At 65.0% G+C, this 12823-nt stretch carries 12 protein-coding genes; 8 read left to right on the top strand and 4 right to left on the bottom strand.

Annotated features, from left to right (window positions below; all coding sequences use genetic code 11):
* Positions 1-97 precede the first annotated feature (97 nt).
* Positions 98-691 (top strand): TetR/AcrR family transcriptional regulator, encoded by a 594-nt coding sequence (locus HF684_RS08040; RefSeq protein WP_035319664.1) that lies wholly within the window; start codon positions 98-100, stop codon positions 689-691.
* A gap of 120 nt (positions 692-811) precedes the next feature.
* Positions 812-1033, top strand: coding sequence for a DUF3107 domain-containing protein (locus tag HF684_RS08035; RefSeq protein WP_169252078.1), 222 nt, complete (start codon positions 812-814; stop codon positions 1031-1033).
* Between the two features lie 88 nt (positions 1034-1121).
* Here the strand turns inward: HF684_RS08035 and HF684_RS08030 are convergent, their stop codons facing one another.
* Positions 1122-1754, bottom strand: a complete 633-nt coding sequence (locus HF684_RS08030) for a ferritin-like fold-containing protein (RefSeq protein ID WP_169252077.1) — start codon at positions 1752-1754, stop codon at positions 1122-1124.
* 60 nt (positions 1755-1814) lie between these two features.
* Here HF684_RS08030 and HF684_RS08025 point away from each other — a divergent pair, with 60 nt between their 5' ends.
* Positions 1815-3347 carry a DEAD/DEAH box helicase gene (locus HF684_RS08025; protein WP_169252076.1) on the top strand — a complete coding sequence of 511 codons (1533 nt, stop codon included), beginning with the start codon at positions 1815-1817 and terminating at the stop codon, positions 3345-3347.
* Between the two features lie 152 nt (positions 3348-3499).
* On the opposite strand, the gene HF684_RS08020 is transcribed toward HF684_RS08025, so the two are convergent.
* Positions 3500-4357 (bottom strand): PHP domain-containing protein, encoded by an 858-nt coding sequence (locus HF684_RS08020; protein WP_169252075.1) that lies wholly within the window; start codon positions 4355-4357, stop codon positions 3500-3502.
* Between the two features lie 78 nt (positions 4358-4435).
* Here HF684_RS08020 and HF684_RS08015 point away from each other — a divergent pair, with 78 nt between their 5' ends.
* Together HF684_RS08015 and HF684_RS08010 are read left to right on the top strand one after the other, a co-directional pair.
* Positions 4436-5962: an aminopeptidase P family protein gene (locus HF684_RS08015; protein ID WP_169252074.1), complete on the top strand. Its 1527-nt coding sequence runs from the start codon at positions 4436-4438 to the stop codon at positions 5960-5962.
* Positions 5962-7053 (top strand): P1 family peptidase, encoded by a 1092-nt coding sequence (locus HF684_RS08010; protein WP_169252073.1) that lies wholly within the window; start codon positions 5962-5964, stop codon positions 7051-7053. Before HF684_RS08015 ends, HF684_RS08010 begins: the two co-directional genes overlap by 1 nt.
* 110 nt (positions 7054-7163) lie before the next feature.
* Here HF684_RS08010 and HF684_RS08005 read toward each other — a convergent pair whose 3' ends face one another.
* The gene (locus tag HF684_RS08005; protein ID WP_169252072.1) at positions 7164-9089 is read right to left on the bottom strand and encodes a calcineurin-like phosphoesterase family protein; all 1926 of its coding nucleotides are present in this window, start codon (positions 9087-9089) and stop codon (positions 7164-7166) included.
* 216 nt (positions 9090-9305) lie between these two features.
* Between HF684_RS08005 and HF684_RS08000 the strand changes: the two genes are divergently transcribed.
* From HF684_RS08000 to HF684_RS07990, 3 genes are all read left to right on the top strand, one after another.
* Positions 9306-10580, top strand: coding sequence for a CBS domain-containing protein (locus HF684_RS08000; RefSeq protein WP_169252071.1), 1275 nt, complete (start codon positions 9306-9308; stop codon positions 10578-10580).
* A gap of 2 nt (positions 10581-10582) precedes the next feature.
* Positions 10583-11131, top strand: a complete 549-nt coding sequence (locus tag HF684_RS07995; RefSeq protein WP_169252070.1) for a DUF1003 domain-containing protein — start codon at positions 10583-10585, stop codon at positions 11129-11131.
* A 68-nt stretch (positions 11132-11199) separates the two neighbouring features.
* Positions 11200-12321: an Mrp/NBP35 family ATP-binding protein gene (locus HF684_RS07990; RefSeq protein WP_169252069.1), complete on the top strand. Its 1122-nt coding sequence runs from the start codon at positions 11200-11202 to the stop codon at positions 12319-12321.
* Between the two features lie 40 nt (positions 12322-12361).
* Here the strand turns inward: HF684_RS07990 and HF684_RS07985 are convergent, their stop codons facing one another.
* Positions 12362-12817 carry a twin-arginine translocase TatA/TatE family subunit gene (locus HF684_RS07985; protein WP_169252068.1) on the bottom strand — a complete coding sequence of 152 codons (456 nt, stop codon included), beginning with the start codon at positions 12815-12817 and terminating at the stop codon, positions 12362-12364.
* Between the last annotated feature and the right edge of the window lie 6 nt (positions 12818-12823).

Below are 12823 nucleotides of genomic sequence, written 5' to 3'. Positions count from 1 at the left end.
GGCCGACTGACATGAGAATTCCGAGACCGGAACCGGCGCGTCGTCGAAGTCAGCGCGGATGCCCGGAGCACGGCCCGACTTCGCGTAGCATTGAAGAATGTCGAGTCCACAACAGAGATTGCCCCGTGACCAGCGCCGCGACCAATTGGTGGGTGTCGCACGCTCCGTTTTCGCCACCCGTGGATATCGGACGACTTCGATGGACATGATCGCCGAGGCTGCCGGTGTGTCCAAGCCCGTGCTCTATCAGCACTTCGATTCCAAGCAGGACCTCTACCTGGCTCTCATCGATTCCTCGGCGGCGCACCTCGACTCCCGTCTGGCCGAGGCTCTGGGGTCGACCACCGATCCGCATGAGCAGATCCACGCGACCTACCGTGCCTATTTCGACTTCGTGGTCTCACACCGCGAGGAGTTCGTCATCATCTTCAATTCGGATGTCTACGAGCCGAAGGCCGAGCAGAAGCTGCGCGCGCTGCGTGAGAGTTCGGCGACACGCGTCGTCTCGGCGCTGAAGAACTTCGCCCGCCTCAGCGACGATGAGGCGCAGCTGCTGTGTCGGGCTCTCATCGGCACCGCTGAGGTCGTCGTCAAGCAGATCGACTCACAGCGCGGTATCGACGTCGACACGGCCGTCGAACTGCTCACCCAGATGAGTTGGGGCGGTCTGCGGTCGTTCGCCGAACGCTGAGTTCCCACCCGCCCCTCAGCCCTCAGCGGAATCCGCAGGGAAGAAACCCCTGCCTGCGGACGTTAAGCTGAACACAGTCCAATCCGTCATCGGTCACCGAGCATCGGCACAAGGAGCACCATGGAAATCAAGATCGGCGTCAAGCAGACCCAGCGTGAGATCATCGTCGAAACGGATGAGGATGCGAAGGCACTCGTCGCCCGCATCGAAGAGAAGATCCAGTCCGAGGGACTGCTGACCTTCACCGACACGAAGGGCCGTCAGGTCTTCGTTCCCTCCGCTTCGCTCGGCTACCTCGAGATCGGTGCCGAGACGTCGCGTCGCGTGGGCTTCAGCGCCTGAGTTGCACGCCTGAACAGCAGCAGGGCCCCGGTCATCCTGGCCGGGGTCCTGCTGCGTCCGCCGTGGAAGCCGGTGTCGGAATGTGGAGTCAGGCGACGAGGCCGAGCGCCGACATCCGCTTCGAATGGTTCGACGTCACCGCCGGGATCAGTTCGACGACGAGATCTTCGTCGAGCCCGAGGAACGGGTCGGTGAGCAGACTGCGGGCCCGGCCCAGGGTCTCAGCGACGAGCTTGCGCCCCCACAGCGCCAATCGTGAGGCCAACTGTGTGTCGACGGCCACTTCGGTGGTCAGACGATTGCGCGCATATTCGCTGGCACGTGTATCATCGAGAATTGCAATAGCCAGGCTGTATCCGGGCTCCGCGAGTTCGTCCACCGCCGTGCGGTAGAAATCATTCATGATTCCGTCGAAGACGAAACCCTTCATGAGGCTTTCGTACCAGTCGCGAGGACGAGTCCTTTCAGCCAGAGTGCTGAAGGTCGGTTCGAAATGCTGACAGAGCTCGATCACATCCTGGCCCATCTGATCGATGTGCTGTGAGAGCTGTTCGAAGTTCGCGAATGACTGAGAGGCCAGCCGCGCCAGGATGACCTTGTCATCCAGATCCGCTGCGGTCGTCGCGTTTGTGGCCATACGTTCGAAACCGGTCAGCTCGCCGAACGCGACAAGCGCGAGCGTTGCAGCATCATTACCGGCCAATGGGACAGAATCGGGCATGGTTCAAGACTACCGGTTCGCACCATGACAAGCGCAGACGCGCTAAAAGGAGTTTGGAATATGGCGGAGACGGAAGCGGATTTCGCGGAACTGGGAGTCGCCGGACCGATCGTGGCCTCGCTGGCCTCGGCAGGAATCACCCACCCCTTCCCCATTCAGGCGCTGACGCTGCCCGTGGCACTGTCGGGAGCCGACATCATCGGGCAGGCGAAGACAGGCACCGGGAAGACCTTGGGATTCGGCATCCCCCTGCTCCAGCGCGTCGTCGGCAAGACTGAGGACTCGTCGGTCACCTCCGACCCCGACTCGACTCCCGACAGCGTGGGCGATGCCAAGGAGCCGCGGCTGCCGCAGGCCCTCGTCGTCGTCCCCACCCGTGAGTTGGCCAAGCAGGTCGCGGCCGATCTCGTCACCGCTTCGGTGCAGCGCGATATCGATATCATGACCATCTACGGCGGCATGGACTTCGATCCGCAGATCAACCGGCTGAAGTCCGGCGTCGACGTCGTCGTCGGCACCCCCGGCCGCCTCCTCGACCTCTATGGCCGCAGGATCCTCAAGCTCCACCGCGTCCGCACCGTCGTCCTCGACGAAGCCGATGAGATGCTCGACCTCGGCTTCCTGCCGGATGTGGAGAAGATCATCAACGCGGTGCCCGCGCACCGTCAGACGATGCTGTTCTCCGCCACCATGCCTGGCGCGGTCATCACCCTGGCCCGCCGCTATATGAATCAGCCCACCCATATCCGCGCTCAGGATCATGAGGATCTGTCGCTGACGGGCAAGAACACGACACAGTTCGTCTATCGTGCCCATTCGATGGACAAGTCCGAGCTCGTCGCCCGCATGCTCCAGGCCGAGGGCCGCGGTCGCACGATCATCTTCACCCGCACCAAACGCACCGCCGACAAGCTCGCCGCCGAGCTCGAAGATCGCGGCTTCGCGGTCAAGGCCCTCCACGGGGACCTCGGCCAGTCACAGCGCGAGAAGGCCCTGAAGTCCTTCCGCGAAGGAAAGGTCGACGTGCTCGTGGCCACGGATGTCGCCGCCCGCGGTATCGACATCGACGATGTGACCCATGTCGTGAACTACCAGTGCCCCGAGGATGAGAAGACCTACGTCCATCGCATCGGCCGCACCGGTCGGGCCGGCAATTCCGGTGTCGCCATGACTCTGGTCGACTGGGATGACATGCCCCGCTGGCGACTGATCAACAAGGCCCTCGGACTCGATTTCGACGAACCCGCCGAAACCTACTCGACGTCCCCGCATTTCTTCTCCGACTTCGGAATCCCGAAGGGCACCAAGGGCCGCCTGCCGCGCCAGCACTCCGATGCAGAGGACGAGAAGTCCACCGGAGAACGCAAGGGCCGCGGATCCGACCGTCGCGGATCCGGCCGCAGCCGTTCCGACTCTCGCCGAGGCGGCTCATCCGAACGTCGTGACGCCTCGTCGGCAGCTGGTGAGGACGGCCGCAAACCGCGTCGCCAGCGCAATCGTCGCCGCACCCGCGGCGGCAAGCCGGTCAACCGTGCGCAGGGCGGACAGTCGGGTCAGGGCGGCCCGGCGTCCGCCGACTCCAGCGAGGACTGAACTGTGCGCGGGCGAGACCGAGTCCCCGCACAACCCCGACGAGGGGCCCGACCGCGTGGTCGGGCCCCTCGTCGATGTCGATGCGGCGCCGGTCCTGCTCGTCTTCCAGTCTGTCGGACTTCTCGCGCTCGTGGCCGGTCTGTCGTATGGGCTCAGCCTTGGATGTAGTCGACCCCACCAGGCCGTGACGCGGCGCGTTCGAGCAGCTTTGCGAGCATATGGTCGGAGGTGACGTGCTCGCCGAGACGATTGGGTTTGCCCGTGCCGTGGTAGTCGCTCGAGCCGGTGATGATGAGGTCATGCTCATGCGCCAGCCGCCGCATCGCTTCGCGCTCCTGCGGAGGATTGTCCCGGTGGTCGACCTCGAGTCCGTCGAGGCCTGCGGCGATGAAATCGGTGATCGCCGAATCAGGGACCACCCGGCCGCGCATGGCCGCGCGCGGGTGAGCGAAGACCGAGACTCCCCCGGCTTCGCGAATGAGTCCGATCGCAGTGATCGGGTCGATCGTCGGCAGAGACACATGGTATTTTCCCTGGCTGGACAGAATCGACGAGAACGCTTCGGTGCGAGTTTCGACGACACCGGCTGCCACCAGCGCATCGGCGATATGCGGACGTCCGATCGTGGCGTCTTCGCCGGAGACCGAGAGCACCGCATCCATATCGATCGGATAGTCTTCGGCCAATCGTTCGATGATGAGGTGTGTGCGGTCGAGGCGGGCCCGCCTCGTCTCCTGCACGACTTCGGCCAGACCCGTGTCGTACGGGTCGTGCAGGTACGACAGAAGGTGCACGCTGATGCCCTCGTAGCGGCAGGAGATCTCCATTCCCCGCACCAGTCCGAGCCCGTAGACGCGGGCAGCATCTTCGGCAAGGGTCCAACCGGCGGTGGTGTCGTGGTCGGTGAGTCCGACGACGTCGATGCCCTCCATCGAGGCTTCTGAGATGAGTTCGGAAGGAGTCTGGGTCCCGTCCGAGAATGCGGTGTGCACATGGAGATCGATGACCATGGTCACAGTGTATCTGCATCTGTCGTTCCGACTTCCACATGTGCACTCCATGTCACTCCACCCGTCTAGACTGGCCGCATGACAGAGCACAATTCAGAACTCCCAGACTCGACACAGGACCTCGCAGACCGCGTGAACAATCGCTCGCATCGACCGAATTCCACCGCCTTCCGCGACTTCGTCGCCTCCGGTTGGGATCGCACACCTCTCAATGCCGAGGCTCTCGCCGCCGCCGGTTTCACCCCGGCACGCCGGGACGCCGTCTCGGCAGCCTTCCCCGGTGAGCGGCTCGTCGTCCCCGCCGGCGGACTCAAGGTCCGCTCGAACGACACCGACTACCGTTTCCGCGCCCATTCCGCGTTCATCCATCTCACCGGCCTGGAGGCCGATTCCGAGCCCGACGCCGTTCTCGTCTTCGAACCCGAGGGCGACGGCCACGACGTGACACTGTACTTCCGTCCTCGAGCCGGCGCCGACACCGAAGAGTTCTTCTCCGATTCCCGCTACGGCGAATATTGGGTCGGACCCCGTGCCGACCTCGAGGCCATGTCCCTCATGACCGGCATCGCCACGGCGAACTCCGCCACCGTCGATGACGCCATCACGAAAGACCTCGGTGCCATCTCCGTCCGCCTCGTCCGTCAGGCCGATGCTCGCATCGACGGAGTCATCGACCTCGCTCGCACCCAGGTCCAAGCCGATCTCGAGACGTCCGAGGCCGGAGATGCGGAACTGGCCCAGATGCTCTCCGAGCTGCGCCTGATCAAGGACGACCACGAGATCGCCCAGCTGCGCGAAGCCGTCGCCATCACCCGAGCCGGATTCGACAATGTGGTGGCATCGCTGCCGACCGCACTCGGACACCGCCGGGGAGAACGAATCGTCGAAACCGCGTTCGAAACCGCTGCCCGCTCCGACGGCAACGGGGTCGGCTATGACACGATCGCCGCCTCGGGCAACAATGCCTGCACACTGCACTGGATCCGCAACGACGGCCAGGTCCGGGACGGTGACCTCATCCTCGTCGACGCCGGAGCCGAAGCGGATTCGCTCTACACAGCGGACATCACACGCACCCTGCCCGTCTCAGGAACATTCAGTCAGGTGCAGGCGAAGATCTACGATGCCGTACTCGAAGCCTCCGACGCCGCCTTCGCCGTGGCCGCCGAACACACCGACCGTCCCGTGAAGTTCCGAGAGGTCCACGAGGCGGCCATGGAGGTCATCGCGACGCGTCTCGAAGAGTTCGGCGTGCTGCCGGTCTCCGCCGCCGTTTCGCTGTCGCCGGAAGGACAGCAGCACCGCCGGTGGATGGTCCACGGCACCAGCCACCACCTCGGCCTCGACGTCCATGACTGCGCGCAGGCGAGAGCGGAGATGTACCTGGACGCCACCATCGAGCCGGGAATGATCTTCACCATCGAACCCGGACTGTACTTCAAGTCCGACGACCTGCTGCTGCCCGAGGAGTTCCGCGGCAATGGTGTCCGCATCGAGGACGACGTGCTCGTCACCGCCGACGGAGTGGAGAATCTCTCCGCCGACTTCCCCCGCACCCGAACCGAGATCGAAGCCTGGGTGCAGGGACGGGACCGGGACCGCTGATGACCCCGGATGCCGCCAGCAGGCCGGGTTCGGACGCATGCTCCGGCCCGGTCCGCGGGCGCGGAATCCTCGAGATCCCCGGCATCCGCCTCGGTCATGCCGGTGAACTCACCGACACCCGTCTGACCGGGATCACCACTGTGCTGCCCCCACCAGGGTCGACCATCGGCGTCGATGTCCGCGGCGGCGGTCCCGCCACCCGTGAGACCGATGTCATCGCGCCGGGAACACACTCCTACGGTGCCGATGCCATCGTCCTCACCGGCGGATCCGCGTTCGGCTTGGGCGCCGTATCCGGTGTCGTCGACACCCTCGCCGAGGCGGGACTCGGGTTCCCCGCTCCCGGACTGGCCGATACGGTCATTCCGCTCGTTCCCGCGGCCGCGATCTACGATCTCGGCCGCGGGAAAGGTTCCGTGGCGCCGCCGAGACCGGACGAAGGCACCGAGGCGACACGAGCGGCACTGTCCGGACAGACGGGCGAGGTCCGAGGCAGCATCGGGGCAGGCACAGGAGCACGGTCCGGGCTTCAGACCCTGCGGGGTGGACTCGGATCCTTCGCCGTCCGTCTGCCCAGCGGGACCACTGTCGCGGCTCTTGTCGCGGCGAATTCGCTGGGGACGATCGGCACACCGTCAGGCGGTCTGTGGTTGGACCCGCTGCTGCGCTCAGTCGGCCTCGATCTGCCCACGGTCCACGGACTTCCCGCTGCACCGCCACCGAGCTCGGCTGCCTCGGCGAAGAACACGACGATCGCGATCATCGCCACCGACGCGCGACTCGATCCGGCCCAGACCACACGGATGGCCTCGGGAGCACACGCCGGCATCTCGCGAGCCGTGCAGCCTTCGCACACTCTCTTCGACGGCGATACGGTCTTCGGCATCGCCACCGGAGCCCAGGATCTGCCCTCCGATCGTGACGCCGCCACCCGAGAGCTCGTGATGATCTCCGCTGCGGCGGCCGATGCGCTGAGCTTGGCGATCCTCGACGCCCATGCTTCGGCGACCCCCGTCGACAGCGCCTGGGGACAGCCGCCGACGCTGAGCGAGATCGCACCGGGCTTCACCTCGAAGTTCACCGCGCTCTGATCACGGAGACGGGGCCCGCCGTTCGGCGGGCCCCGCTCCTCTCAGTTCTCCGCAGCTCGCAGACATCGTCATCCGTCTGCCGCGCTGAGCTGCAGCTCCTTCTTCAGCGCTCAGTCGTTGCGTGCCGACTGAGCCTCGTCGGAGTCGAGACCCGACGGATCCCGGACTTCCTTCTTCTGCTGAGCATCGAAGCCGTCCTGACGCAGCAGCTTCTGCGATTCGGTCTTCGCTGCGGCCTCATCCTCGACCACGGTGAACCGGACCGACTCGGTGAAGTCACGACCGTAGCGATCGGTTCCGGTCACCTCGGCGGTGTGAGTGCCCAGATCGAGGTCCGACGGGATCGCGGTCCGCCACAGATGCGAGCTCGACTGGCCCACATTGCCCGACGTCCGCAGGTTCTGCGAGGCCGTGTACGGGTCGGTGTACTCCCAGCCCTTGGCCAAGGCTTCACCCTTGCCCGGCTGAGTGTGCTCGGACCGCTTCGGCGCCTTGCCGTCGAAGCTGACCTCCACGCGGGCGTCTGAGGTTCCGGCGAGGAAGCTCGAGGTCAGCCAGGTCTCGCCCTGCTTGAGGTCATCGCGGGTGACGACGCGTTCGGACACCGCCTCCGGGGCATCGCCTTCCCTGTCCGCGTCCTGCCACTCCTGTGCCTTCTGCGCCCAGTCGCGCCACTCGGGCGAATTCACTCCGAGCAGCAGCTGGTGATCATCGGACTCGCCTCGCACGGTGTAGCGTTCGCTGCGCGAAGCACCGTCGTATTCGAGGGTGAGCACGCCCGGCTCCGAAGCATCTTGGGTGAATGCGTACGGCAGTCCGTCGGCATTGAGTCCGCCGGAGTACCAGTCTCCGGAGACGGCGCCGGCCACGATCTGTGTATTCGGCAGTTTCTCGATCCCGGCCGCGGCCCATTCCTTCCGCGTCTGACCTGCCACGAGGTTCTCCTGAGTATGCGTGTGCCCGCCGACAGTCACCGCGTTCGGGTAGTCGGCGATGACGTCGTAGAAGTCCTTCGCATTGTCGACGACGACGTCTTTGTGCGTGAGGATGGGCGCGTGGGTGGCGATGACGACCTGAGCGTTCTTCGGAACGTTCTTCAGATCGTTCTCCAGCCAGGTCAGCTGCTCCTGACTGATCTTCTCCTTGTACTTCTTCCGGTTCGCCTTGCCTTCGTACTCGATGCTGTCGAGCACGACGAAGTGGGTCTTGCCGACGTCATAGGAGAAATACGAGGGACCGAACTGGTCGCGGAAGGTATCGAGGGCGTGCGAATCGTCGACCGCGTCGTAGTCCTGATCGTGGTTGCCCGGTGCCACTCGCACGGGGCCGTTCATCTGCGAGTAGATATCTCGCAGTTCGTCATTGAGGCTGAGGTCGTCACCGACGTTGTCGCCGAGCAGAAGCACACCGCAGGCCCCGTAATCGCTGCGGTCGGCGAGGTCGCCGACGGCACCGTCGCGGGCGTAGCCCATCTCGGTCGTGTCATACGCCTGGGTATCGGAGGCGATCGGGCAGTTCTGGTCGTCCTGCGCCGAGGCCTGCGACTCGATCATCGGAAAGTTCACGGCCTTCGGTGTCTCACCGGTCGGTTCGATGCCTCCGAACTCGAGGTCTCCGGAGCCGTCCGGCAGATGGTTGTAGCTGAACTGTGCGATCTTGTCCTCGTCGACGGGCACCTGCCATCCTGAGGGCTGAGTGATCGAGACGGTCATGTTCTCTCGCACGGGCAGTTCGTAGCGTCCGCCTCCGTCCGTGAGGACGACGTCGACTCCATTGCTCACCGCGACGCCGGAGACGCCCTCCTCATCACCGTCGAGCTTCGAGTTCTCATTGACGTCGTCGAAGACCTGACCGGTGAACTTCTGCGGGTCGGCGGCCTTGCCGCGGTCGACCTGGACGTGGCCTTCGTAGAGCTCGGCCGGAACGTCTGCTGCGATCGCCTCCGTGGGCGAGAGAAACGGGGCGAAGAGCGCGAGTGCGGCGCAGGCTCCCAGGCCTGCGGCAGCGGTGCGCGGGCGGATTCGTCGTGTCTGCATGGATTTCTCCTGTATTCGACTGTGGCGGGTACTGCCGAGAGATGACCCTAGGGAGGCGGGGCGACAACGAGATGAAGCAGACAAGACGGCTTGATGAATAGGAGAAGAGTCCGGGTGGAACCCGACACCCAGTGCGTCCACCCGCGGCGAATGTGATCTGGATTCAATTCCTGGAAGCGACCACTGAAATCTCCACCCACCACGTAGTCTGAGACCATGAGTGGTCCACCGAAAAGAGTCTTCGTCGCTCGACTCGTCTCCGCCCCCGTGTTCGACCCACTCGGCGATCAGGTCGGCCGTGTCCGCGACGCCGTCCTCGTCTACCGTGCGACGATGCGGCAGTCCCCCCGCGTCATCGGCCTCGTCGTCGAGGTGCCCGGCCGGCGCCGTGTCTTCGTGCCGATGGGCCGGGTCACCGCAATCGATTCCGGTCAGGTCATCACCACCGGTCTGGTGAATATGCGGCGCTTCGAGCAGCGCGAGTCCGAGACTTTGGTGATGAATGATCTGCTCGACCGGCGCCTGCGGCTGCGGGAGGACAACTCACCGGTGCTCATCGAAGACGTCGGCATCGAGCAGCAGGTGAACAAGGACTGGGAGGTCACCCGCCTGTTCGTGCGGCGCGTGCCCGAACGCAGCGCCTTCGCCGCGTTCCGCCGCCGTGGTGAGACCAAGCAGATCGATTGGACGGACGCCGACCATCCGGTGGATTCCGAGGTCGACCAGGAAGCCACCCAGCTCATCGCCGCCTATCAGGACACGAAGCCTGCCGACCTCGCCGATGTGCTCTTCGAGATGAACTCGGCCCGGCGCCTTCAGGTGGCCCGAGCCCTCGATGACGAACGTCTCGCCGATGTGGTCGAGGAGCTGCCGGCCGAAACCCAGATCGAGATCCTCACAGGACTCGACACCGAACGTGCCGTGACCGTGCTCGAAGAAATGGCACCCGATGATGCTGCCGACCTCCTCGGCGAGCTCAGTGATGAACAGGCCGAACGGTTCCTGACGCTGATGGAGCCCGACGAGGCCGAAGATGTGCGGACGCTGCTGGCCTACGATGACGACACCGCGGGCGGCCTGATGACGACCGAGCCCGTGATCCTGACCCCGGAGGCCACGGTCGCGGAGGCGCTGGCCCATGTGCGTCGGGAAGACCTGCCGGCTGCCCTGGCCGCTGCGGTCTTCGTCTGCCGCCAGCCGGTGGAGACCCCGACGGGCAAGTATCTGGGTCTCGTCCACATCCAGGAGATGCTGCGCCATCCGCCGCACGAGGCGGTGGGCATCATGCTCGACACCGAGGTCGAACCGCTGTCGCCCGAGACTCCCCTCGGCGAGGTGGCGAAGCTGCTGGCCGCGTACAATCTGGTGTCGGTGCCGATCACCGATGACAACGATCGCCTCGTCGGTGTGGTCACCGTCGATGACGTCCTCGACGAGCTTCTGCCCGAGGACTGGCGAACCACCGGTCGTGACGATCGCAGCAGGGGGTAGAGATGGCCGTCGATGATTTCGAGATCCCGAGGTCGAGCAAACGCCGACTGCCGAGCTTCACCGTCTCCCCCGAGACCTTCGGCCGCGGAGCCGAAGCCTTTGCCCGGTTCATGGGCACTCCGGCGTTCCTCGTCGGGATGACGGTGTTCTGTGCCGTGTGGCTGCTGTGGAACACCCTGCTGCCCGAGTCGTGGCAGTTCGACCCGAGGTCGCTGAACTTCACTCTGCTGACCCTCATCCTCTCCCTGCAGGCCTCCTACGCAGCTCCGCTGATCCTGCTCGCGGAGAACCGCAGCACCGACCGGGACCGCGTCGAGTTCGAACACGATCGGCAGCGCGCCGAACGCAACCTCGCCGACACCGAGTACCTGGCACGGGAGGTCGCGGCGCTGCGCATCGCCATGCGTGAGGTCGCCACCCGCGACTTCATCCGCTCGGAGCTGAAAGATCTGCTCAAGGAGCTGGAAGAAGAGAAGCAGGACGGCCACCGCGCCGAGGATCTCGACTCCCCAGCCTCGGAACAGCGCCGAGGCGGCCCCCGCGGCGGATGACGAGACGACGGCCGAAAGGTAGGGTTGAAGGCCCGGGAGCACGGATCCGGGAAGGAAAGGACGTAGGTATGGCTGATCCCTCTGTGGACGCTGTGATTCAGGCGCTGACCGGGGTCATCGATCCTGAGATCCGCCGCAGCATCGTCGAACTCGATATGGTCGGATCGATCGACATCGACGACGGCAAGGTCACCGTCACCGTTCTCCTCACGATCGCCGGGTGCCCGCTGAAGGACACGATCACCAAGGACACGGAGGCCGCAGTGGCCCGGGTCGACGGGGTCACCGAGGTCGTTGTCGTGCTGGGCACGATGAGCCCCGAGCAGCGCAAGGCGATGAAGGAGAAGCTGCAGGGCTCCGGCACCCGCGACATCCCGTTCAACCGCCCGGAGTCTCTGACCAAGGTCTATGCCGTTGCGTCCGGAAAGGGCGGAGTCGGAAAATCCTCGGTGACGGCGAATCTCGCGGTGTCTCTGGCGGAGAAGGGGCTGCGCGTCGGCGTCGTCGATGCCGATATCTACGGCTTCTCCATCCCCGGCATGCTCGGACTCTCCGGAAAGCCGACCCGAGTCGATGAGATGATCCTGCCGCAGATCTCCCACGGCGTGAAGGTGATGAGCATCGGCATGTTCGTCCCACCGAATCAGGCCGTCGTCTGGCGCGGTCCGATGCTCCATCGCGCCCTGCAGCAGTTCCTCACGGATGTGTTCTGGGGCGACCTCGACGTGCTCCTGCTCGATCTGCCTCCCGGCACAGGAGATATCGCGATCTCCGTGGCACAGCTGCTTCCCGCATCCGAGCTCCTCGTCGTCACCACACCTCAGTCAGCGGCCGCTCAGGTCGCCGAACGCGCTGGATCCATCGCCACACAGACGAAGCAGGCGTTGGCGGGAGTCATCGAGAACATGTCGTGGATGGAGATGCCCGACGGCACTCGAATTGAGGTGTTCGGATCCGGCGGAGGTGCCAGTGTCGCCGAGAACCTCACCGCCACCGTCGAACACGAGGTTCCGCTGCTCGCTCAGATCCCCTTGGACACCCGTCTGCGGGAAGGATCGGATGCCGGCACCCCGGTCGTGCTCGGCAGCCCCGAGTCTCCTGCGGCTCAGGCCTTCGACGCTCTCGCAGAGTCGCTGCGGCGACGCAGTAGGGGCCTGTCCGGCAGATCTCTGGGCCTGAGCCCGGTGTGAGTCGGCGCCGTCGCCTCGGCGCTGTGAGATGACCCCGGGTTCAGGTGGATTCGGGGTCGAACGGCGCCGCAACCCCGCGATCGCGCAGGGTGACCTGGGCCTGGAACCGTTCGATGGGTGACCGCTCCCGGGTGGGGGCCGCCTCGGTGTCGGTCTGAGTCGACGTTGCAGCGCCTGCGGACTCAGTGGGCGACGATTCCTGAGTTGCACGTTCCTGACGTTTGGATTCGCGGATGGCCGCATCCTCTTCGACGAGGGCCTCACGCACGATCCGGCGCGGATCGTACTGACGCGGGTCGAGCTTCTGCCAGTCCACGTCCTTGAAGTCGTCGCCGAAATCGCGTCGGACGCTGTCCTTCGCGCCTTCGGCCATGCGGCGCATCTGTCGCACGAAATCCCGCAGCTTCTGAGCGTATTCGGGCAGGCGTTTGGGTCCGATCACGACCAAGGCCACAACGACCAGAATCACCATTTCGGTGCCGTTGATACCGAACATGATCTC

This window comes from Brevibacterium sp. 'Marine', assembly GCF_012844365.1.
Classification (GTDB): domain Bacteria; phylum Actinomycetota; class Actinomycetes; order Actinomycetales; family Brevibacteriaceae; genus Brevibacterium.
This window is presented reverse-complemented; position numbering and strand designations above follow the sequence as displayed.